The organism is Massilioclostridium coli, from assembly GCF_900095865.1.
Taxonomy (GTDB): Bacteria; Bacillota; Clostridia; order Oscillospirales; family Ruminococcaceae; genus Massilioclostridium; species Massilioclostridium facile.
Genome location: NZ_FMIZ01000007.1, coordinates 423,546 through 447,118, shown reverse-complemented (window position 1 = coordinate 447,118; position 23,573 = coordinate 423,546). Strand labels below are relative to the sequence as shown.

22 protein-coding genes are annotated in these 23,573 nt (G+C 39.9%); 1 reads left to right on the top strand and 21 read right to left on the bottom strand.

Annotated elements, in window-relative coordinates:
- Positions 1–434: 434 nt before the first annotated feature.
- The 20 genes from BQ2683_RS07485 to BQ2683_RS07390 form a co-directional block, all read right to left on the bottom strand.
- Entirely contained in the window at positions 435–1,832 is a 1,398-nt protein-coding gene (locus tag BQ2683_RS07485) for an oxaloacetate decarboxylase subunit alpha (protein WP_069988384.1), read from the bottom strand.
- 19 nt (positions 1,833–1,851) lie between these two features.
- Positions 1,852–2,229 (bottom strand): biotin/lipoyl-containing protein, encoded by a 378-nt coding sequence (locus BQ2683_RS07480; RefSeq protein ID WP_069988383.1) that lies wholly within the window; start codon positions 2,227–2,229, stop codon positions 1,852–1,854.
- A 48-nt stretch (positions 2,230–2,277) separates the two neighbouring features.
- Positions 2,278–3,699, bottom strand: a complete 1,422-nt coding sequence (locus tag BQ2683_RS07475; RefSeq protein ID WP_083256415.1) for an acyl-CoA carboxylase subunit beta — start codon at positions 3,697–3,699, stop codon at positions 2,278–2,280.
- A gap of 790 nt (positions 3,700–4,489) precedes the next feature.
- A complete protein-coding gene (locus tag BQ2683_RS07470) occupies positions 4,490–5,221 on the bottom strand; it encodes a pseudouridine synthase (RefSeq protein WP_069988382.1) in 732 nt (243 codons plus the stop codon).
- A gap of 23 nt (positions 5,222–5,244) precedes the next feature.
- Positions 5,245–6,396: a D-alanyl-D-alanine carboxypeptidase family protein gene (locus BQ2683_RS07465; protein ID WP_069988381.1), complete on the bottom strand. Its 1,152-nt coding sequence runs from the start codon at positions 6,394–6,396 to the stop codon at positions 5,245–5,247.
- A 70-nt stretch (positions 6,397–6,466) separates the two neighbouring features.
- A complete protein-coding gene (gene ytfJ / locus BQ2683_RS07460) occupies positions 6,467–6,853 on the bottom strand; it encodes a GerW family sporulation protein (protein WP_069988380.1) in 387 nt (128 codons plus the stop codon).
- Entirely contained in the window at positions 6,789–7,601 is an 813-nt protein-coding gene (locus tag BQ2683_RS07455; protein WP_069988379.1) for a DUF2953 domain-containing protein, read from the bottom strand. Before BQ2683_RS07455 ends, ytfJ begins: the two co-directional genes overlap by 65 nt.
- Positions 7,602–7,640: 39 nt before the next feature.
- Complete coding sequence (scpB, locus tag BQ2683_RS07450) at positions 7,641–8,192, bottom strand: SMC-Scp complex subunit ScpB (RefSeq protein WP_235843901.1); 552 nt, start codon at positions 8,190–8,192, stop codon at positions 7,641–7,643.
- 16 nt (positions 8,193–8,208) lie between these two features.
- A complete protein-coding gene (locus BQ2683_RS07445) occupies positions 8,209–8,925 on the bottom strand; it encodes a segregation and condensation protein A (RefSeq protein WP_069988378.1) in 717 nt (238 codons plus the stop codon).
- Positions 8,926–8,936: 11 nt separating this feature from the next.
- On the bottom strand, positions 8,937–9,620 hold the full coding sequence (locus BQ2683_RS07440; RefSeq protein ID WP_069988377.1) for a site-2 protease family protein: 684 nt from the start codon (positions 9,618–9,620) through the stop codon (positions 8,937–8,939).
- 72 nt (positions 9,621–9,692) lie between these two features.
- A complete protein-coding gene (rpmB, locus tag BQ2683_RS07435; protein WP_069988376.1) occupies positions 9,693–9,881 on the bottom strand; it encodes a 50S ribosomal protein L28 in 189 nt (62 codons plus the stop codon).
- Positions 9,882–10,017: 136 nt separating this feature from the next.
- Entirely contained in the window at positions 10,018–11,037 is a 1,020-nt protein-coding gene (locus BQ2683_RS07430) for an NAD(P)H-dependent glycerol-3-phosphate dehydrogenase (protein ID WP_069988375.1), read from the bottom strand.
- A 58-nt stretch (positions 11,038–11,095) separates the two neighbouring features.
- Positions 11,096–11,764 carry a glycerol-3-phosphate 1-O-acyltransferase PlsY gene (gene plsY, locus BQ2683_RS07425; RefSeq protein ID WP_083256414.1) on the bottom strand — a complete coding sequence of 223 codons (669 nt, stop codon included), beginning with the start codon at positions 11,762–11,764 and terminating at the stop codon, positions 11,096–11,098.
- 6 nt (positions 11,765–11,770) lie between these two features.
- Positions 11,771–13,093 carry a ribosome biogenesis GTPase Der gene (gene der, locus BQ2683_RS07420; protein ID WP_069988374.1) on the bottom strand — a complete coding sequence of 441 codons (1,323 nt, stop codon included), beginning with the start codon at positions 13,091–13,093 and terminating at the stop codon, positions 11,771–11,773.
- 12 nt (positions 13,094–13,105) lie between these two features.
- Complete coding sequence (locus tag BQ2683_RS07415; protein WP_069988373.1) at positions 13,106–14,416, bottom strand: DUF512 domain-containing protein; 1,311 nt, start codon at positions 14,414–14,416, stop codon at positions 13,106–13,108.
- Between the two features lie 176 nt (positions 14,417–14,592).
- The gene (gene rpmF, locus BQ2683_RS07410) at positions 14,593–14,775 is read right to left on the bottom strand and encodes a 50S ribosomal protein L32 (RefSeq protein WP_069988372.1); all 183 of its coding nucleotides are present in this window, start codon (positions 14,773–14,775) and stop codon (positions 14,593–14,595) included.
- 54 nt (positions 14,776–14,829) lie between these two features.
- Positions 14,830–15,282 (bottom strand): YceD family protein, encoded by a 453-nt coding sequence (locus tag BQ2683_RS07405; RefSeq protein WP_069988371.1) that lies wholly within the window; start codon positions 15,280–15,282, stop codon positions 14,830–14,832.
- Positions 15,283–15,493: 211 nt separating this feature from the next.
- Complete coding sequence (locus tag BQ2683_RS07400) at positions 15,494–15,895, bottom strand: hypothetical protein (protein WP_069988370.1); 402 nt, start codon at positions 15,893–15,895, stop codon at positions 15,494–15,496.
- Positions 15,896–16,072: 177 nt separating this feature from the next.
- Positions 16,073–17,410: a glucose-6-phosphate isomerase gene (locus tag BQ2683_RS07395; RefSeq protein ID WP_069988369.1), complete on the bottom strand. Its 1,338-nt coding sequence runs from the start codon at positions 17,408–17,410 to the stop codon at positions 16,073–16,075.
- Positions 17,411–17,737: 327 nt separating this feature from the next.
- Positions 17,738–18,913, bottom strand: coding sequence for a D-alanyl-D-alanine carboxypeptidase family protein (locus BQ2683_RS07390; protein WP_069988368.1), 1,176 nt, complete (start codon positions 18,911–18,913; stop codon positions 17,738–17,740).
- A gap of 147 nt (positions 18,914–19,060) precedes the next feature.
- On the opposite strand from BQ2683_RS07390, the gene BQ2683_RS07385 reads away from it, so the two are divergent.
- Positions 19,061–19,570 (top strand): ferritin-like domain-containing protein, encoded by a 510-nt coding sequence (locus tag BQ2683_RS07385; RefSeq protein WP_069988367.1) that lies wholly within the window; start codon positions 19,061–19,063, stop codon positions 19,568–19,570.
- A gap of 278 nt (positions 19,571–19,848) precedes the next feature.
- Here BQ2683_RS07385 and BQ2683_RS07380 read toward each other — a convergent pair whose 3' ends face one another.
- Positions 19,849–23,553: a phosphoribosylformylglycinamidine synthase gene (locus BQ2683_RS07380; protein WP_069988366.1), complete on the bottom strand. Its 3,705-nt coding sequence runs from the start codon at positions 23,551–23,553 to the stop codon at positions 19,849–19,851.
- Between the last annotated feature and the right edge of the window lie 20 nt (positions 23,554–23,573).

Here is a 23,573-nt window from a genome sequence, read left to right as displayed (position 1 = left end):
TCTTTATGAAATTGTAAATTTTTAAACAAAAATTCGTTATATTGTATACTATATAATTACAAAAATGTCGTTTAGAAATTTCATTTTTGATTTTTATTATTAGCTATCATATATAAACCAGCATCAAGACCACTGCTTGAACCGATGAATCGGTAGCTTGCATCCTCTAAAAGGATCTGCTACTGGTTTTACCCCAATAATGGGTGATATTGCATTACATGCACTGCTCTCTGTAAACGGGACAAAAATAGTACTATTTTAAAACTTCGCTATCCTTTTTGTACTGACTTTTCCTTTTCAGTTCACATAAAGTTCTCCCTTATCATTGTTGTATACTCTTTTTCTTTCCCCAGTAAAAATGGGGTTTTTCCACATCAAAAGACACCATAGAAAAAACCCTGAACAAAATTTGTTCAGGGTTTTGGTTTGCAATATTATACTGGATGAACTTTATTTGCTGCATCCAAGTGATCACCATCAATACCATATTTTTTATTGCGGCGGTTTTCAAAGAACTTTGTAGCAACTTGTCCAAACTGAGCATAGCTCAATACGTCTTCTTCTTGTTCTGTCCATTCTGCGCATTCTTTTCTCAATTTATCCAATTCTGGTTCCAACAGATCAGCAGGACGGCAAGTGATAGGTTCTTCCCCGCCACAGATTTTTTCTCTGAATTTTGGATCAATTGGGCATGGAGTTGTACCATATTCACCACGAACCAGACCTTTAAACTCTTTTGTAACCATTTTATAGCGTTCGCCCATGATTACATTGAATACAGCCTGTGTCCCTACAATCTGAGAGGTTGGTGTTACCAGTGGAGGCATACCGGAATCAGCACGCACTCTTGGTACTTCTTTTAATACATCGGTCAATTGATCTTCTTTTCCAGCTTGTTTCAATTGGGATAACAGATTGGATAACATACCACCTGGAACCTGGTAAATCAAAGCATTTACATCGGTAGCCAACATCTTTGGATCCAACAGACCGGAATCCAGGTATTTCTGTCTTAAAGTCATGAAATAATCGCGGATTTCACTCAACAGTACCAAATCCAAGCCGGTATCATATTCTGTGCCCTGGAATGCGGCAACAATGGATTCTGTTGGAGCATGAGAAGTACCCAGCGCCAATGGGGACATTGCAGTATCCACAATATCCACGCCAGCTTCTACTGCTTTCATGATACACATGGAAGCCAAACCAGAAGTATAGTGGGTATGCAGCTGGATTGGAATTTTAACCGCGGATTTTAAATCTTTAACCAAAGAAGCTGCCTCATATGGAGTTAACAGAGCAGCCATATCTTTGATACAGATAGAGTCAGCGCCTTCGGATTCAATCTGTTTTGCATAATTCATATAATACTCATGGGTAAATACTTCACCCAAAGTATAGGAAATTGCAACCTGTGCATGTGCGCCTTCTTTTTTAGCGGCTTTAATTGCGGTTCTCAAGTTTTTAATATCGTTTAACGCATCAAAAATACGAATAATATCAATTCCGTTTGCAATAGAACGTTGTACAAAATATTCCAAAACATCATCCGCATAGTGACGGTAACCTAACATATTCTGGCCACGGAACAACATTTGCAGTTTTGTATTTGGCATTTCACGTCTAATCACACGTAATCTTTCCCATGGGTCTTCATCTAAGAATCTCAAGCAAGCGTCAAAAGTAGCCCCACCCCAAACCTCACAGGAATGGAATCCTACCTTATCCATCTTACCTAAAATAGGAAGCATTTCATCAAGTCTCATACGAGTAGCGATCAAAGACTGGTGGGCATCACGCAAAACGGTTTCTGTAATTTTAACCTTTGCCATTGTTTCCCCTCCTTATTAATTAAGCAATTGTAGCAATAACATCGTTGGAGTTAACAGTGTCTCCTTTATTTACCAGAATAGAAGATACTGTACCGTCAACAGGAGCAACAATTTCATTTTCCATTTTCATTGCTTCCAAAATAACAATAACATCACCAGCTTTTACAGTAGCGCCTTGTGCTACTTTTACATCTAAGATAGTACCTGGCATTGGAGCGTTTACTTCAGCACCTTCTCCTTTTGCTGGTGCAGCTGCTGGAGCTGGAGTTGGTGCAGCCGCTGGAGCTGGTGCAGGAGCAGCAGCTTTTGGAGCTGGAGCTGGTGCAGCACCTGCTGCCACTTCATCAACAGTTACATCATATGCAGTACCATTTACAGTGATATTAAATCTTTTCATTAGAAATTCCTCCATAAATCAAGTTCAAATTTATTCAAAGCCATTCTATTACAGTGGCATGTTACCATGTTTTTTTGGTAATTTAGATACGCGTTTCCCTGCCAACATATCCAAAGCACAAATTACTGTGTTTCTGGTTTCTTCTGGCAAAATTACGTTATCTAAATAGCCATCTTTTGCAGCTTCAAAAGGAGAAGCCAAAGTGTTTTTATATTCTTCTACCAGTTCAGCTCTAGCAGCGGATAGGTTTTTTGCTCCTGCCAGTTTTTCATGCCATAGCAGTTCTACTGATGTTTCTGGTTTTAAAGCGGAAATCGATGCGCCAGCCCAAGCAACTGCAACATCTGCGTTGGAACTTTTACCAGCTAACATGGTATAAGCAGGTCCGTAAGCTTCTCCTGTTACAACACTTACTTTAGCGGTAGTTGCCTCTGCATAAGCATGGGCTAATTTCGCCATTTCACGGATGCTTCCAGCCAATTCTGTCGCCAAGGAAACTTCAAATCCTTTGGTATCTACAAAGGTCACAATTGGTAAGTTAAAGGCATCACAAAAACGCACAAAACGGGCTGCTTTATTTGCACCTGCTGCACAAATTGGAGTGGATTTATCAGTTGCTACCACACCAACTGGATTGCCGGCAATGGTAGCCAAAGCAGTAACCATACAAGCCCCAAACCCAGGCTGTAATTCTACCAGACTATCTACGTCAGCAACAGCATTGATTACTTCTTTTGCGGAACTATTTGCTGTAACAGCAACTTCGTTTGCAGCAAAATCAAAAATTGGAGCGATAGAAAGGTTATTGGATGGTAACATACCAATCACTTTACGCGCAGATTCGATTGCGGCAGCGTCATCAGCAGCTACCAAATGAACCGCACCGGAAGCTTCTGCTGCTTTTGCAGTACCAGCCAAGGCAGCATCTTCCCCATTGGCGGCAGCTGTAAATGGTGCTGTTAAAAAGAATTCTGCTTTTTCAGACATAATCACAACGTCAGCGCTGCATGCGATCATTGCCATATTTCCTGCACAAGTACCTAATACCAAAGAAATTTGAGGAACAACGCCGGAAAGGTTATTTACTGCCAGCATAATTTCGCCATAAGCGCCCAGGGCATCCATCCCCTCGGTTAATTTAGCGCCGTTGGAATCATAAATACCAACTACTGGAGAACCAGTTTTTGCTGCCAAATCATAGATTTTTTTAATTTTTTTAGCGTGGGCTGCTGTAACCGCACCGGACTCTGCTGTAATATCTTGAGAAAACGCATAAACAGGGTTCCCATCAACATAACCATAGCCTGTTACAACACCGCAAGCTTGGCCGTCAGCGGCAGTAGCAAATGCGTCCAGTTCAACAAAACTGCTTTCATCAAACAAAGAGGCTAATCTTTCTTTGGCTGGAGCGGTTTCATTCATTTTTTTCCGGAAATCAGCGAGCTTCTGCATTTTGATTTCTGAACTCATTTTTGTTCCTCCATTCTAAAATTTTCTAACACTATAAATACGAATGGTGGCAATTCTTTTAAAATTCCAATAGAATCTTAATATAAAACGCCATTCTTCGCCATTTTAACTATTAAATATTATACCTTAATGTGATAAAAATAACAAGCCTTTCCCAGAAAAAAAGTAAAAATATCGGGGAAAACCATTTACTCTTTTCTAGTTATAGTAATTTGTAATATTTTATCATTGCACTTATTTTTTCTCCCGTTCAACATTTTTATAAACCGATATGAAATACCAATAAATATAGCTGACCTCACTGATTTAAAATGTATTAAAAAATAACCACTCTAAATCTATTGGTTTTCCTATTACAGTAACTCCTCTTTCCTACCGTATATCGCTCAAACCTTACACAGATTACTATTTTATAACAATATTCCAATATTTATTTAAATTTATAATACCATCTCTTTATAAATTTAAATTTTATCTCGAAAAAATATATATTAACTCAGCAGTTTCAATTTTGCCTTGTTCTTTATTGCGAGTATTGGTTACCATATTATCTAAATTACATAATTAACAGTTAGTCTACAACCGTTTTACCAAATAAAGCAATCGCCATCTTATTTGCTGCATATCACACCTACCAATAAATCAGTAGTCTATACTATTGAGTTTCTTACAAACGATTACAAAGTATTTTTTCAAAACTCCGCTACGAAATAAAAACTTTTTAAGGCTGAGATGACTACATTGGACAGTAAAAAAAGGGATATGGCAAATAAGCCATATCCCCTAACGATTATGGGCGTTTTATTGCGGTGCGTAGTGCTTTCAATTCTTCGGTAGTCAAATCACGATAGGTTCCTGGTTTTAACATGCCAAGCTTGATTGGACCCATTGCGGTACGTTTTAAACGGGCCACCTCTAAACCAACAGCTTCCATCATTTTACGGATTTGCCTGTTTCTCCCTTCCCGGATGATTACCTCTAATACAACACGATTTGGTTCTTTGCTCAATACCAGCACTTGAGCAGGAGCCGTTTTCCTTCCGTCAATTACAACACCTTCTGCTAACTGTGCAGCCTGTTCATCTGTAATATCCGGTCGAACTGTAACACGGTAAGTTTTTGTCACGTGCCGGCTTGGATGCATCATATCATTGGCAAAATTCCCATCATTAGTAAATAGCAACAGCCCTTCGGAATTCACGTCCAAACGCCCAACTGGGTAAAGGCGCTCCTCAATATCATCAATCAAATCAGCAACGCATCTGCGGCCTTTTTCATCCGACATAGTAGTCACATACCCACGGGGCTTATACATCATAATATAGCGATAAGAACGTTTCCGTTCCAAATAGATCTTTTCATCATCAACGGTAACCAAATCTTTATAAGGGTTGGCTTTATCCCCTATACCTGCGGTTCTGCCATTTACTTTTACCCGTTTTTGGGCAATCAATTCTTCCGCTTTCCTACGGGAACAAAACCCGCTTTCCGCAATAATCTTTTGTAGTCTAACCTTTTCCAAACAACTTCCTCCAATTTAACATTTTATCCAAATAAGGCGGAAACCCAATTACAAAACCGCTGCCATTGGGCTTTGCATTTCTCCCAAAAACTCATATCAGGCGGAGTTGTGTCTTGTACTACAGCTCCATTTGCTGTAAGAGGGGTTTCCCCAATCTGTTTGCCATCCAGCCGATAAACAATCGAACCCAATACTTCTCCAGAAGTAATAGGAGCATAATAAAACTGCTTTAAATGGATTTCTGATTCCACTAGGGCCAATTCTTCCTGTGTTAGGTTACATTGGATTGGCTGCGCCGCCAGTTCTACACAGGAAGACATTCCCCCTACCACTGTTGCTTTTGAAAGCTCCGGTATCGGCAATTCCACCAACTGAGAAACGGAAAATCCATAATCCAGCATCTGCTTATGATCCTGCCAATCATTTGGTGCCTTTAATGTGACAGCAATCAACTGGATTCCATCCCGCTCTGCCGCAGATACCAAACATCTGCCAGATTTTTTTGTAAAACCGGTTTTTACACCAATGGCTCCTTGGTATTCTTTTAATAGCCGGTTGTGGTTAGTCATCCAACGAGTATAAGGTGGATTTCCATACTCCACTTTCGCCTTATACGAAGAGCAGATTTCTAAAAAATCAGCATTTTTTAATGCTTCCTGTGCCAACTTTGCCATGTCTGCTGCTGTGGAATAGTGATCATCTTGATCCAATCCAGAAGGGGTAGAAAAATGGGTATTTTCCATCCCTATCTGTTTTGCTCGTTGGTTCATCAATTCTGTAAAGCCTTCGATAGAACCTCCAATATGTACTGCCGCCATATTAGCGGCATCGTTGCCAGACTGCAACAACATCCCATAGGCAAGCGCACGCAAAGAAACCTGGTCTCCGGATTGCAGCCCCATGGAACTTCCTTCCACCTGGATTGCTTTATCATCCACAGTAAAATATTCATCTAAATTTTCCTGTTCCAAGGTGAGCAAAGCCGTCATTATTTTAGTAGTACTTGCCATGGAAAGCTGTTCATTTTCATTTTTAGCATACAACACTCGACCTGTATCCGCAGCAATTAAAATTGCCGCATGGGCGGAAACACTGGGTTGCCCTGCTGATACAGGAAAAGGAAACAAAAACAAGGCAGCAAGTGTCACTGCCAGAAACCGCTTTAATTTTATCATCATATCACCTGCATTTACCAAGTCTTTTTTAGTGTATGCAGGAAATAGATTGTCCTAACTCAAAAACGGATTATTTTTCGTCTGTATCCTCTTTTTTCTTGGAGAACATGCTAGAAAACTTCTCCAGCAAGCCTGGAACAGCCTCAATAATGTGTCCAGCAGTAGAATCGCCATCGCTCATCTGCAATAGCTTAACATCACCTTGGAAAACTACCAAAAATGCTAATGGCTGAATTGAAATCCCGGCACCAGCTCCACCGCCAAATAAGTCTCGGTCCCTTTTGTTTGGAAAATCTGAACCACCTGATCCAAACCCAAAACTTACTTTAGAAACAGGGATAATTACTGTGCCATCCGGTGTGATAATCGGATCTCCAATAATCGTATTGACATCAATCATTTCCCTGATTTTTTCCATGGATGTGCCTAACATTCCCTCGATTGGATGTTGACTCATTTTGAACACCGCCTTTTTCTGTTTGTGATTTTTGTATTGTTTGTTTTAAATATAGCCATAAATAGCGTAAAATAAACGCCAAAGCTGCATACACACGCAAATTTAATTGTCCACTGATCTTTGTCAACGGTTTTTGCTGCCAAAAATCTGGTTCTATCCGTAACGATTTTAACTCAATTTTTAATATGTTTCTGCATACAGCCAGACAGCCACTGACGATACCCCACATTCTTCCGTAAGAAATTGCAGTCTCTGCCGCATCCTCTTCTGCTACCCGAATATAAATCCGTAAATTTGTCACATGGAACCTGCGGATCAACTTTTTGAACGGCTCTGGCAATGGGCGAATAAAATCCAATATCATCTCAATTTTATCCAAAATAGACTGCTTTTCTTTGGAGGGCTTGTCTTGTTTTGATTCATTCTGGTGGGTATTTTTTGTTTCAGGAGAGGAAAGCTGTTTCCCTTTTTGCTTATTGTTTCTTTCATAAAAATCCTTGCTTTGCCCTATATCAGGAGGCTTCCTTTCTTCTTCAGCAAAGCTCGTCTTTTTTTTCTGAACTGTTTCCGCTTGATTTGATGAAGCAGGTTCTTCCTCATCCTCACTGGAAAATAGCTTCTTTTTAAAAAATAGTATTTTTAAAGAAATCTGGTACTCTTCATTTTCCAACCAAAACGACAAAGAAACCTTTATAGACAATAATAGCAGGAGAAACAGCAAAACGCAAAGCAAAATTATTTTCCACATTGCTACCGCCCCCTGTCTCTGAGGTTATATCTGATCTTCTTACTCCTGTTCTACTGTTTCTTCCAGTTGTTTTACAGCTGGAAGATCATCCAACGTTTTCAAATCAAATGTCCGTAAAAACACATCGGTTGTCCGATAAGAAATCGGCCGCCCAGGAAGATCAAGGCGTCCTGCTTCTTCTACCAGACCCTTTTCCACTAAATTATTGACAATCTGCCCGCTATTTACACCACGAACCTGCTCAATAAATCCCTTGGTTACTGGCTGATTATAGGCAATAATAGCCAAAACTTCCATAGAAACCGGAGAAAGTGGCAAATCCCTTTTCACCGCAATTGCCTTTTTAATCTCTTGAGCAAACGCTTTTTTGGTACACAATTGAACATGGTCATCCATCTGTATTAATTCAATGCCACGGTTTTTTCGCTGATATTGCTTTTGCAGCTCTTCCATCTGCTGCCAACAGGCAGCCTTATCAATCCCCAAAATTTCGGCCAACTTGGAAACTGGCATTGGGTCCCCATAGGCAAATAGAATTGCCTCTATCCTTGCCTGATAACTTACCATATGTGTTTGAATATATTGTTCCATCCAATCCTCCTATGGTTTAAGACTGTTGCTGCCTGGTACGGTCAAATAAAACATATTGGTTATCCGAACTTATCCTAATCCGTTTTGATTTAATCAGTTCCAACATGGCCAAAAAGGTTGCCACCATTTCGGAACGTTCTCCGCTGGCAAAAAAGTCCTGGTAGGGCATTTTTCCATTTCGATATAAATGGCGTAGCACATACATAACACGGGAAGTAATTGACACCACTTTATGTTCTACAATCCCGCTAAACGCAGATTTTGGCGGAGGCTTTAGCCGTTTCACCTTATTTAATACCACCTGATACATAAGCCGGATTTCTTCTGGTTCATGGCGGTGGCTATACGATTCTGTTGAAGATTCTAATTTTTCTGGAGTCCTAGAAAAAATCTGCCCCCATAAACTCAATTGAGATAGTTGTTGGGCAGCTAACTTGACCATTTGTAATTCCAACAGCTGGCCTGTTAATTCCCGTTTTAGTTGCTCCTCCTCTTCTTTATCTTCTGGCAACAAAGAACAGGTTTTCATATAAACTAAGCGGGCGGCCATTTCTAAAAACTCACTGGTAACCTCCATATCTGCTGCTTTCATATCGTTAATATAGTTTAAATATTGCTCTAATAAGCTGGAGATTTCAATATCATAAATATTTAATTTATGTTTGCTGATTAAATGCAACAATAAGTCCATTGGACCTTCAAATTTTTCCAGTTTAAATTGTAGTTTTTCCATACAATCCCCGTCTATAGCTTGAACAATATCCGTAACACAATTTCTACAAATCCTGTTAAGTGTATTAACAGGTTAGCAATGACACTTTGCAGCCAGGAAAGAGGTCCCTGCAATGCTCCAACCAAAAGTAATACAACTATAATTATCATACCATAACGCTCATATTTAAGCAATGTAAAATAGGTGCGTTGTGGCAGGAATACCCCTAAAATTTTAAACCCATCATTTGGCGGAATAGGCAACAGGTTAAAGATCATTAAGGTAATATTAATCAATACTGCGCTATAAAAAACTGTGCGTAAAACATACAATACCATACTGCCCGGCATTACCGCATAAGCATAAAAACAAATTTTATAACCAATCATCGCAAAAAATGCCAAGATGAAATTGGACAATGGCCCGGCAAGGGAAACCAGCACAATATCCCGTTTTGGTTTTTTAAAATACCTTGGGTCAATCGGCACTGGTTTCGCCCATCCAACATGGACCAAAAACAGCGCAATTGTACCAAACAAATCAAAATGTTTAAACGGGTTTAAGGTTAAACGCCCGGCATTTTTGGCAGTTGGATCCCCCAACCAGTAAGCGACCAACCCATGGGAAACCTCATGGACAGGAATGGAGGTAAACAATACTAGAGCAAATGCTAGAAGCTGAATTAAATATTCCAATGCTTGTGATTGTGTTAACATGAAAAAACACCCCATAAAGAGATTTGGCACCCTCCAATGGATGAAGAGTGCCAATCAATAAAAACTGAATCATTAGATTGCGCGGTTAACTTTATTAGAACGCAAGCAACGGGTGCAAGCATAAATGTGGCATGGTTTACCATCAACTATAGCTTTTACGCGTTTTACATTCGGTTTCCAAGTTCTGTTTGAACGTCTGTGTGAGTGGGAAACCTTAATTCCGAAAGTGACACCTTTTCCGCAGATATCGCATTTTGCCATGGATTCGCACCTCCTTAGCCTTATCCTTAAATTCATACACAATGAATTTATATTAGCATATTTTGTTTAAAAATGCAAGTATTTTTTTCATTTTTGTTATTACAGCTACAAATTATAGCACATAAAACAATAAATGTCAAATAGAATGGCTGTCAAACCAAATTTTTTCGCTTTCGTGTTTGGTCGGGCGACCCATTAAATCATTCAAAGCTTTCTGGGTATTCTTTCCTTTGTACAATACCTGGTAGAGTTCCTCTGTAATCGGCATATCTACCTGATATGTTTTCGCCAAATCATGGCCGGTTTTGGTGGCAATATAGCCTTCCACTGTCATCCCTACCCGTTCAATTGCCTCCTTGGCGGATAATCCTTTCCCTATCAGGATACCTGCCCGCCGGTTACGGCTGTGCATACTGGTACAGGTAACAATCAAGTCGCCAATTCCAGATAACCCCGCAAAGGTCTCTGGTTTTGCCCCTAAAGCTGTCCCCAATCGGGAAATCTCTGTAATTCCCCTGGTCATCAAAGCGGCTTTTGTATTATCTCCCAAATCCAAACCATCACAAACACCAGCGCAAAGGGCGATGATGTTTTTCAACGCTCCTCCAATCTCTACTCCAATGATATCCTCATTGACATAGATACGCAGGGTATTTGTTGTTAAAGTATCCTGAACCAATTCTGCCGCATGGATATTGGTGGAAGCTGCCACAATCGTCGTTGGCACCCCTCTAGCAATTTCTTCTGCATGGGAAGGTCCGGACAATGCCACAAAATCATGGTTTGGAATTTCTTCGCAGATTACCTGGGATAGACGTTTTAAGGTACCATCTTCAAAGCCTTTCGCAACATTCACTAAAACTGTATCTTTTCCCACCTGTGGAGCGACGGTTTTTGCCACACTCCGCATATAGACAGAAGCAACAGCAAAAATCACGAATTCACTTCCCGCAATGTCCTGGATATCAGTCGTCAAATTAATCTGTGGGTTTACCGGAATCCCTGGCAATAATCTTTTATTTTCTCCATGCTGGCGGATATCCTCAATTTCGCTGGGGACCGCAGACCACAATGTTACATCATGCCCACACTGGTCTGCAGTAACAGCCAAAGAAGTTCCAAAACCTCCTGCACCGATAATTGCTATTTTTGCCATAACAAAAACCTCCCCTTTTCATCATTTAATTCACCTGTTTGAACATTATTATGAAAATTTATTTCATCTTTCCTTTTTGACCGATTTTTGGCTCTTCTCCTGCCAGCAAACGCTTGATATTGCCACGATGGAGATACACTACCAGTCCGCCAATCGCCAAAGAGAACGCCGTATGTAACACAATTGTTGTAATATCATAACCCTGTATAATGCGGGTAACACAAGTTACAATTGGGTAAGCAATCGACGCACTAATAGAAGATATCGAAATAATTTTTGTTCCAATAAATACAATCAAAAAGATAAGGAAGATGATTCCAAAGGTCAACGGGTCAATCATTATTAAAATACCCGAAGTAACCAGAATCCCTTTTCCGCCTTTAAAGCCATAGTAAATCGGGAACACATGCCCTAAAAACGCACATAATCCGGCAATATATCCACCCAAAACAAACTGTGGAACTCCTCCTACCAGCCAAAACAGCAGCCTTGCTATTAGGATAGCAACCATTCCTTTGGTCAAATCTCCAATTAAGGTAAATAAAGCAGGTAATTTTCCAAAAGTACGCAGCATATTGGTCATACCGGCGTTCCCGCTCCCATAGTCACGGATATCCTTATGGTAAAATACTTTTGAAATAACAAGGGCGAAATTAATGCTGCCAATGAAATAAGCAACAATGGCAGACAATACAATTGAAAGGATAAAAAGTGGGGTCATTTCCATAATATTTTATTTATCTCCTCGTTCACGAACTATAAACCGGATTGGTGTCCCCACCAACCCAAAGGTTTCACGGATTTGGTTTTCCAAATAACGCTGATAAGAAAAATGGAATAAATCCGCCCGATTAACAAACGCAACAAAGGTTGGTGGCTTTGTGGAAGGTTGGGTCATATAGTAAATTTTCAAACGTTTTCCCTTATCAGAAGGCGGCTGCACACGGGCAGTACAATACGCCAACAAATCGTTTAACATACCAGTGGAAACCCTCATGCTATTCTGTGATGCTACATTTTGAATCAAAGCGAATAAATCCTGCACCCTTTGCCCTGTTTTAGCGGAAATAAAAATGAATGGTACATAGGACATAAAACTAAAATCATTCTTTAATTTTTTGGTAAACTCATTCATAGTATGGGTATCTTTCTCCAGCGCATCCCATTTATTGATGGCCACGATACAGCCTTTTCCCTGCTCATGGGCATATCCCGCAATTTTTGAGTCCTGTTCCGTAAACCCAACGGTTGCGTCAATCATAATCACACATACATCAGAACGGTCCACTGCCATATGCGCCCGTAATACACTATATTTTTCTATCTGATCCAATACTTTGGATTTTCGCCGGATTCCTGCTGTATCAATAAACACAAATTTTCCATCTTTATTTTCGATTACAGTATCCACAGCATCCCGGGTCGTACCAGCAATATCTGAAACAATCACCCGGTCTTCCCCGGCAATTTTATTGATCAAAGAGGATTTTCCAGCGTTTGGTTTTCCCACTACCGCTACTTTGATTACATCCTCTTCATAATCTTCTTCCATATCTTCTGGCATATGCTCAAACACAGCGTCCAACAAATCTCCAGTTCCATGACCATGGGCAGCGGATACTTGAATTGGTTCTCCTAACCCCAAGTTATAAAACTCATAAAATTCCATAGGAGGTTCCCCAAGAGAATCACATTTGTTCACACAGAGCACAACTGGTTTTCCACTTTTTAACAGCATACTGGCAACATCCTGGTCAGTAGCAGTGACACCGCACCGAAGGTCTGTCACCAAAATAATCACCTGTGCACTTTGAATTGCTAACTCTGCCTGACGACGCATCTGAGATAAAATCACATCATCTGTATTTGGCTCAATACCACCAGTATCAACCAACAAAAATTTTTTGTTTAACCATTCGCATTCCGAATAAATACGGTCCCTGGTAACACCTGGGGTGTCATCTACAATGGACATACGTTGCCCAATCAATTTATTAAACAGTGTGGATTTGCCTACATTTGGCCTTCCCACTACTGCGACAATCGGCATGGACATAATAACACTCCTTTACAAACATTCTCCAGTGATCTTATTAATAAAATCATAACCATCATTGTTGATAAATTCCACCGGAATCTTTAATGCTTCTGATACCTGCTCCGGCGTCATATCATCCAAGAAATGGATATCATCATTATCCAGCATACAGCTTGGCAAAAGCAGGCGATCACCTAATTCTTTCCCTTGCAATTGGTTCACTAAATCTCCACCGGTAATCAACCCTGCTACTACAATTTGATGCCCAAAACAGTCGTTTTTAACAGCATATACATTACAGTTTAAATTATGCCATTTTTGTTTCAGTTCGTCAACCAGGTGGCTGATAAAAGGATAAGCAGCCATTCCAGTAGCAATAGAACAATTTATCTCCTGATCATTTGGTTGTAAATCCTGTATAGCATCATAGAATTCCTGCTTCATATAAGAAATCATTCCAATTCCGTTTTCCAGCTGATCAAATGCGCCATAATATTCTGCCGGAGGAATAGGACGTTTTGCTTTTAAAAAGAATTCATCCGCAGGATAGACAATCCGATCCCCATATTCCTCTAGCCATCGGTTGGAAAAAGATTCGATTAAGTCAATGGTATGAGCCGCAGACTGTTGTGTATATGGAATAAGAGGATATAGTTTGTCACGGTAATCGCTCAACCCCACCGGTACACAGGCAATACTCTGCAATGCAGGAATCAATTTTTCCAAATCAGTTAAAGAACGTTTTAACTCATCGCCATCATTGATCCCTGGGCACAATACCAACTGACAATTTAAAGAAATACCTGCATCCGCTAACTTGTTTAAATAACGAAGAACTTCGCCGGAACGGGGATTCGCCATCATTTTTACACGGAGTTCCGGATTTGTGGTATGGACAGAAACATTAATTGGGCTGATTTTCAGCCGGATAATACGGTCAATTTCTTCTTCCGTGATATTTGTCATGGTAATATAATTGCCAAATAAAAAGCTTAACCGGTCGTCGTCATCTTTGAAATAGAGAGGCTTTCTCATTCCTTTTGGTAACTGGTCAATAAAACAGAAGATACATTTATTTTTACAGCTGCGTTTTTTGTCCATCAAATAGGTTTCAAATTCCAGCCCCAAATCATCATATTCGTTGTTCTTCAATTTTACAAAGCGCTGTGTGCCATCTTTGGCTTGAATCAATAATTTCACTTTCGGGTCTGTTGCGTAAAAACGGTAATCCAGCACATCAGTAATGGTATGACCATTGACCGAAATCAGTTGTTCCCCTGGCTGAATTCCTGCGCGGCTGGCATAACTATTCGGTGTAATACCACTGATTGTCACGCTCATAAAAATCCAAACCTCCCTCTATCTTGATTTTCAACCGGTTTTTTATCCTGATTCCGAGTTTATAACCTGTTGCAATAAAAATAATAATAATTAAAAATACTATTCTTTTCGGAACCAGAATTATACGAAAAGAAAAGGTAGGGAAAGTGTATCTTCCCTACCCCTCTTGTTCAGGCTTATGCCTCTTTTTTAATTACTTCAACGCCTTTGTAGTAACCACAGTTACCACAAACTTTGTGAGGAGCTTTTAACTCTCCACATTGTGGACATTTAGAGAATGCAGGAGCATCCAGTTTCCACACGTTAGAACGTCTTTTATCACGTCTTGCTTTAGAGGTTTTTCTCTTTGGTACCGCCATCTTACAGCACCTCCTTCGCTGCAGTACTATGTTTCTATGTTTGGCCTTATCGGCTTACTGAAACTCTCCACACTTACATTCCGTTATATTTAAGTTCGCACCACAATTACAACATAACCCTTTACAATCTTCTTTACATAAAATTTTGGTTGGCAAGCTTAACGCAACGTCATTTAAAACAAGCTCGTCCAAATCCAAACGTGCGTTTTCCGCTACAATGTAATCATCATTTTGACCCGTCAGTTTCCGAACAATAATATGTTCAAATTCTTCTTCGTAATCAACCTGAAATTCATCCAAGCAACGGTCACACACAAAATTCGCAAGTGTGCTAACTGTCATTTGTAAGGTTACAATCCCAACCTGGTTTGTAATCTCGCCAACAACATGCACTGGATGCGGAAAAGGTTTGTTTTGATCCAACGTATATTCAGAAAGATCTAATTTGTAATCAATTCTTTTATGATCACCAATTACATCAAACAGTTGTCTCAAATCAATAATCATAGTGTCACCCCATAACGATACTAATATAGTATAGTAAAAACCGCTTCAATTGTCAAGTAGTTGCAACAGTTTTTTTAAAAATTTTTTCATATCACCAAAATAATTTGAAAATCAGAATCAAATGGGGAGATATATTTACACAAAAATAGCCCCGTAGCTTATTGCTCTACGGGAACTATTTTTACAGCTTGTGTTATGTTACAAATTGAAATTAAGCAAATTTTGTAACGGATTCTGGCAGTTCAGCACGGTCAGCAGATACAGTGAAGGTAATATTTACATCGGTGCAAATCTTATCGATTTCATCCAACATTTGTCCTAACAGGTCATAATCCCTGCCTACAATCCTTAAAATAGCATCCACATAAATATCAGTAATATCATAGTTACCAGCTAAAATACCAGCAATAAAGCCTTTAAATGCTTGAATATTTGTTACATCATAATGTAATGCGTTCACTAAACGAACTTTATGGTCTAATTCAAATGTATGCTGATCACTGTTGTCAATAAACACGATATCGCCATCGGTTTTTGAAACACATTCACGTACAGCTTCCAATAAGATTTTTGTTTTGCCGGAGCCCTTTTTGCCAAGTATTAATTTAATCATGGTGATTCCTCCCATTTTTATATTATTATAATACAGCACTGATGTGCCAAAATTATGCGTTGATAAAGTTTGTTTTGTACTTTGTATCATATTAGAACCAAGAGGGGGAAACCAACTGATTTGGCATCATCCACACATTTCTTCGCATGTTACAAAGACAAAACTGCTAAATAAAAATTAATCTAATTTTTTCAGCAATTCTTCCTGCATATCTTCATATCCTGGTTTTCCTAACAAGGCAAACATGTTTTTCTTGTAAGCCTCTACACCAGGCTGGTCAAATGGGTTAATACCCAACATATAGCCGGAAATTGCACATGCTTTTTCAAAGAAATAAATTAAATAGCCAAGTTCCTGTTCATTCATTTCAGGCACTTCCAAAATAATGTTTGGAACGCCACCTTCTTCGTGGGCAATTACAGTTCCTTCAAAGGCTTTGTGGTTTACCAAACTCATATTTTGATTTGCCAAGAAGTTTAATCCGTCAAAATTACTAGCATCCTCTTCGATGAATAAATCCTGTTTTGGTTTCTTAATATCCACAACAGTTTCAAACATCACCCGTGAACCATCCTGGATAAATTGTCCTAAACTGTGTAAATCTGTGGAGAAGGTTGCGGATGCTGGGAAAATTCCTTTATGGTCTTTGCCTTCACTTTCACCATACAGCTGTTTGTACCATTCTGCCATCATAGTAAACGCTGGATCATAGCTTACTAGCATTTCCACGCTTTTTCCTTTACGGTAAAGGATATTTCTCAGTACAGCGTAACGGTAACAGTCGTTTTTCTCAATATCACATACTGCATAATCTTCCCGTGCTTTTGCCGCACCTTCCATCAATGCTTTAATATCCGCCCCTGCCACAGCAATTGGCAGCAGGCCCACTGCAGTCAATACAGAAAAACGTCCACCTACATCATCTGGTACTACAAATTCTTCATAGCCTTGAGCATCGGATAATTCTTTTAATTTACCCCTTGCCTTATCTGTGGTAGCGTAAATACGTTTTTTTGCCTCTTCCACGCCATATTTATCTTCCAGATATTTTTTGAAAATACGGAACGCCAGCGCAGGTTCGGTTGTTGTTCCAGATTTGGAAATGATATTTACAGAAACATCTCTTCCTTCACAAATGGACAAAACCTCGTTTAAGTAGGTAGGGCTGATATTATTCCCTACAAAATAAATATCAGGTGTATCTTTTTTCAAGTTATTATAAAAAGGTGATTTTAAAAACTCAATTGCGGCACGTGCCCCCAAATAGGACCCCCCTATGCCGATGACAATCAATACATCAGAATCCTGTTTGATTTTTTCCGCTGCTGCCAAAATCCGGTCAAATTCCTCTTTATCATAATCCACCGGTAAATCAACCCAACCTAAAAAGTCGTTACCAAGACCGGTCTTATTTTTCAGCGTATCATGCGCTGCCTGGAGCTGTGGAATCATTCCAGCCAATTCATGATCAGCAATAAAATTTTTCACATGTTTTGTGTTTAATGTTAAGGCCATTCTTTTGCACCTCTATTTCTTGATTCATGTTTGGTTGTTGCTTCTATTTTACTATAAATTCCCCAAAAAATCAAGTGTAAAATCCAATAATTTTAATTATTTTCATAAAAAATAACGCAATAATTTTATGAAATCCTAACAGATTCTATTTTCTATTTTACAGAAGATTTTGTACTTTTTCAGTCCTCTATTCAGGTTTATGAAAAATAATAGATTAATTGATAGGATATCATATCTTTGTGAAAACAAACTGATGGTATTTTTATGGGTTTGTGAACAATACAAAAAAGCAGGCAAATATTTACTATAATTGCCTGCTAACTACCACTATGAAATTAATTTTAATAGTAGTTTTAGAAAAACAAATGGAAAGTCCAATTGGTTGATTTGGTTTTTCGCGTAAATCGGATATTCCGCCAACACATCACTGTTTAAATAGTAGATGATTTTTCCAACTTCCTGACCCTGCTTTACTGGCGCCTGCAGATCTTCTATTATAGTCACTTCAGAAGTAATATTGGTTTGATCTCCTTTTGATATCACCATAGATACCGTAGAGGGTAATTCTATTTCCACAAGGGATTGCTGACCATTGGACACAGGAATTTCTGGAATTTCCTGCTGACTTAAATCAGGGGTATAGACTTCATAAGACGCAAACCCATAATCCAGCAACGTACTAGCAGATTTAAACCGTTCCTTTGAGGTAGCTGATCCCATAGTAACTGCAATCAAAGTCATACCATTTCTAGTAGCGGTTGCGGACAAACAGGAACCTGCTCCATCGGTTGTTCCCGTTTTTAACCCATTACATCCTTCATAATACCGCACCAGTTTATTGGTATTGGTTAGCCCTGTTTTTCCATCCCGTAAACTGTCCATCCAGATAGAACTGTATTCCTTAATTTTTTCATGTTTGATGAGTTCAGCGGACATAATCGCCACATCTCTGGCAGTGGATAGATGTCCATCGGCATCCAATCCAGTTGCATTTTTAAAAGTAGTATTATTCATCCCTAGTTCTTTCGCGCGTTGGTTCATCTGTTCTACAAATGCTTCTTCTGTTCCACCCATATATTCTGCCAATGCCACAGCCGCGTCATTGGCGGAATTTACAGCAGTCGCTTTCAGCAAATCATGAACACTCATCGTTTCTCCTACTTCCAGCCAAATCTGTGTCCCTCCCATGGAATTAGCATGTTCACTGGTTGTCACCATGTCCTCCATGTGGATAGTTCCCTGCTCTAACCGCTCCATTAACAATAACATCACCATAATTTTGGTAATAGAAGCCGGTGGCATCTGTTCATCCGCATTTTGTTCCATTAAAACTTTTCCGCTGGATGCTTCCATTAAAACATAGGATTTTGCGGGAATATCCCCTATAGACTGTGCCGCAACAACATCTTCCTCCACTCCATCCGCTAATACAGGAATACCAAAAACAGAACAAAAAATGCCTAACGCCAATATTCCAGATAAAATCCGCTTTGTGATTGTCATGATTTCCACCTCAATCTTGCAAATTCTTGTACAACGATTCCATTTATGTATATGGTAATAAAAACAAAAATAGTAGTAGAAAATATTCTTCTATTTTGCATTTCACATTCATATAACTAGAGAAACAGCAGTAAGGAGGAAGATCACATGGAGCGACATGGTCAAGCTACACAATTGCCTTATCCACCAATACGGATAACAAAACAAAATAAATCATATGCCCAGGCAATGCTGGATAATATGGGCGGAAGAGTTTCAGAAATGTCAGCGGTCAGCCTTTATTTTTACAACCATCTGATTACTGAAAAATTTCCAGAAGTAGCGGAACTATTTCATAAAATCAGTGTTACAGAAATGCGACACCTGGAGATATTCGGTAAATTAGCATGTGCCTTGGGTGGGAATCCAAGGCTATGGAGCAGTAAACCCAATGGAAGGCATTATTGGTCCCCATCCTACAACACTTACAGTTTAGAGTTGCCGCAGTTACTCAAAAATGCCATCCAGTCTGAAAAACAAGCGATTGAAAAATATCAACGGCAGTCAGAACAAATTAAAGATTCCAATGTGGTAGAAAACCTACAACGGATTATTTTAGATGAAATGGAACATGTAGAATTACTGACAGCATGCTACCACAGTATCACAAAAGGTTAACCATATCCCATAGCTTACATAATTGATTCAAGGAATTTTGCCTGATATAACAATAAATATCTCACAACCTGTAAAGAAATGAAATCCTTCCTGCAATCAGGAAAAAAATCAAAAGCTTTGGCAAAAATTTTTCTATCTACAGCCTGCTATTCCATATCATTTCCGAAAATTTTTCTCTTTCTATGACAAAACAAGAATCTTATTTCGATCCAGCAGGCAACAAAAAGCCGCTGTCAATGGAACTCCATTCAACAGCGGCTTTTTTCTATTTCTTGTTATTATTTAAAATAATCTACGCCAGCTTTAAATAATTTTTGGTCTTTTTCACCTGGCACATTTTTACATACATTGGAACCAACACGTTCACTATGTCCCATTTTACCAAATACTCGACCATCAACAGAAGTAATTCCTTCAATCGCCAGTACAGAAGTATTTGGGTTAAATCGGATATCATAAGTTGGATTGCCTTCCAAATCCACATACTGGGTTGCAACCTGACCATTTGCGATCATTTCATCCAAAAGGTTTTGTGGCGCAATAAATCTACCTTCTCCATGAGAAATCGCAATACTGTGGATATCATCCACATTGGTATATGCCAGCCAAGGGGACTTGTTGGAAGCGATTCTTGTGCGGACCATCATGGATTGATGACGACCGATGGTATTAAAGGTTAAAGTTGGAGAATCCTCTTTTGGCTCTACAATTTCGCCATAAGGAACCAATCCTAATTTTACCAATGCCTGGAACCCATTACAAATACCTAACATCAAACCATCGCGGTTCTTCAACAGGTTGTGAACTTCTTCTTTAATGGATGGGTTACGGAAGAAAGAAGTGATAAATTTACCAGAACCATCTGGTTCGTCACCGCCGGAGAACCCACCTGGGATCATAATAATCTGAGAATTTTTAATGTGTTCCGTAAAGGTTTTTACTGATTCCTGGATACCCTGACTGCTCAGATTGTTGATGACAAACACCTCGGCTTCCGCACCAGCCTGCTCAAATTGACGTGCTGTATCATATTCGCAGTTTGTCCCTGGGAATACTGGGATCAGCACTCTTGGTTTCGCCACTTTAATAGATGGTGCTGGACGGGTTGTTGCAGCACAGGAAATTGGCTGTACTTTTTCCTGTTTTGTTTCAATTAAAGCTGGGAATACAGATTCCAGTTTCTGTTCATAAGCCTGCTGCAACTCTTCCATGGAAATAGTCACATCGCCACATACAACAGCAGCTTGTTCGGTTACGGTACCAATTACAGTAGTACCATCCACTGGACGGGATAATTCTAATACAAAACCACCATATACTGGATTAAACAACAGATTGTTGTCAATTTCTTTGGTGAATTGGAAACCAAGCTGGTTCCCTAATCCCATTTTCACAACAGCTTCCGCTACGCCGCCAAAGCCCAAAGCCCATGCGGAAACAACGCTGCCATCCGCAATCAAGCTTTCTACTTTTTTGAAAGTATTTTTAATCGAAGTATAATCTGGATTACCCTGTTCATCATAGGTTGGCAGTACAATCGCAACTTGATTACCAGCTTGTTTGAATTCAGGGGAAATCACTTTATTTGAATCCGCAACGGATACCGCAAAGGAAACCAGGGTTGGTGGAACATCAATATCTTCAAACGTACCGCTCATGGAATCCTTACCACCGATTGCGCCATAGCCCAGGTTTACCTGTGCTTTATAAGCACCCAGTAAAGCTGCCATTGGTTTTCCCCAGCGGGATGGATTGTTTTGGGTGCGCTCAAAGTATTCCTGGAAAGTCAGCCAGCATTTTTCTGTAGAACCACCCACCGCGATTGATTTCGCAACAGATTCAATTACCGCATACTGAGCACCGTAATAAGGGTCCTGAGAACTGATATATGGGTTAAAGCCCCATCCCATAATGGAAGCAGTGTTTGTATTGCCTTCTAATACAGGAAGCTTTGCCACCATAGCCTGGGTTTCGGTCATCTGGCGTTTTCCACCATATGGCATCAAAACAGTCCCTGCGCCGATGGTGGAGTCAAACCGTTCCACTAATCCTTTCTGGGAACAAATATTCAAGTCGGACAAGTGGGAAATCCAATCCTGTTTTGTATTCTGTTTATTGTGGACAGGAGCTACTTGGTGTTTTCCAATCTGGATATTGGTGTGTTTTTCTGCACCGTTAGAGTTTAAAAATTCACGGGAAAGGTCTACAATCTGTTTTCCTCTCCAGGTCATTTTCAGACGTGGCTGTTCTGTTACTACCGCAACTTTGGTTGCCATCAGGTTTTCTTTTTGTGCTTCCGCCATAAACGCTTCCACATCAGAAGCAGCTACCACAACGGCCATCCTTTCCTGGGATTCGGAAATTGCTAACTCTGTGCCATCCAAGCCTTCATATTTCTTTGGAACAGCATCCAAATCAATCTGCAATCCGTCAGCCAATTCCCCGATTGCAACTGACACACCACCAGCACCAAAGTCGTTACAACGTTTGATCATGCGGGTTACGGTTGGGTTGCGGAACAAGCGCTGTAATTTTCTTTCTTCTGGAGCGTTCCCCTTCTGTACTTCTGCCCCACAGCTTTCCAAAGAATGTGCTGTGTGGGATTTTGAGGAACCTGTCGCACCACCGCATCCATCACGGCCGGTTTTCCCACCCAATAAAATAATAACATCGGATGGGGATGGAACCAAGCGGATGACATTTTCCGCTGGAGCAGCACCAACAACAGCACCGATTTCCATCCTTTTTGCCACATAGCCTGGATGATATAATTCATGGACATGCCCAGTTGCCAAACCAATCTGGTTCCCGTAAGAACTATACCCATTAGCCGCGGTTGTAACAATTTTACGCTGTGGCAGTTTTCCTTCAATTGTCTGGTCAAATGGAACCAATGGGTCAGCTGCACCAGTTACCCTCATTGCCTGATAAACATAGGAACGTCCAGATAATGGGTCACGGATCGCACCACCCAAACAGGTAGCTGCGCCACCAAATGGTTCAATTTCAGTTGGATGGTTATGGGTTTCATTTTTAAACATCAGCAACCAGTCCTGCTGTTCCCCATCTACATCCACTTTAATTTTTACAGAACAGGCATTGATTTCCTCAGATTCATCCAAGTCAACCAAAATGCCTTCTTTTTTCAGTTTTTTCGCCGCAATGGTTGCCAGATCCATCAAACAGATTGGCTTATTGCTTCGGCCCAGTTCTTCTCTTGTTTTCAGGTAATCCTCATAGGTTTCCTGGATTACAGGATTTTCAATATCAGCCTGGTCAATAATCGTAGAAAAAGTAGTGTGACGGCAATGATCGGACCAATAGGTATCAATCATGCGGATTTCAGTAATAGTAGGGTCACGTTGTTCTGTCTCTGAAAAATATTTCTGGCAAAATTTAATATCATCTAAATCCATTGCCAAACCATAGTTGCTGATAAAATCAGCTAAACCTTGCTCATCCAAAGACCTAAAATCCGTTAATACAGCCACATCGCTTGGCAGGTCATATTTTATATTGAGTGTTTCATAACAATCCAGGGTTGCTTCGCGGCTTTCCACTGGGTTGATGATGTAATGTTTTATCTTATCTAGCTGCGCGTCACTGATGTTACCTTTTACAATATATACTTTAGAGGATTTTACAATAGGACGCACACCTTGAGCGAAAATCTGGATACACTGTTCGCAGGAATCCGCACGCTGGTCAAACTGCCCTGGCAAATACTCAGTAGCGAATACTTTTTCATCCGCTTGCAACTCTGGCAGTTCAGAATAAGTAATATCTACTTGGGGTTCTGAAAAAATAATATCCTTTGCCTGGTGAAAAACTTCTTCCGAAATTTCATCCGCGTCATAACGGTTGATAACACGGATACCTTGCAGTTCCGGCATCCCTAAAACGGATTTTAAGTCGCCAAGCAGACTTTTTGCCTCTACTGCAAATTCTGGTTTTTTCTCAACATAAATACGAAAAACTGACATTAGATACGCTCCTTTATTTT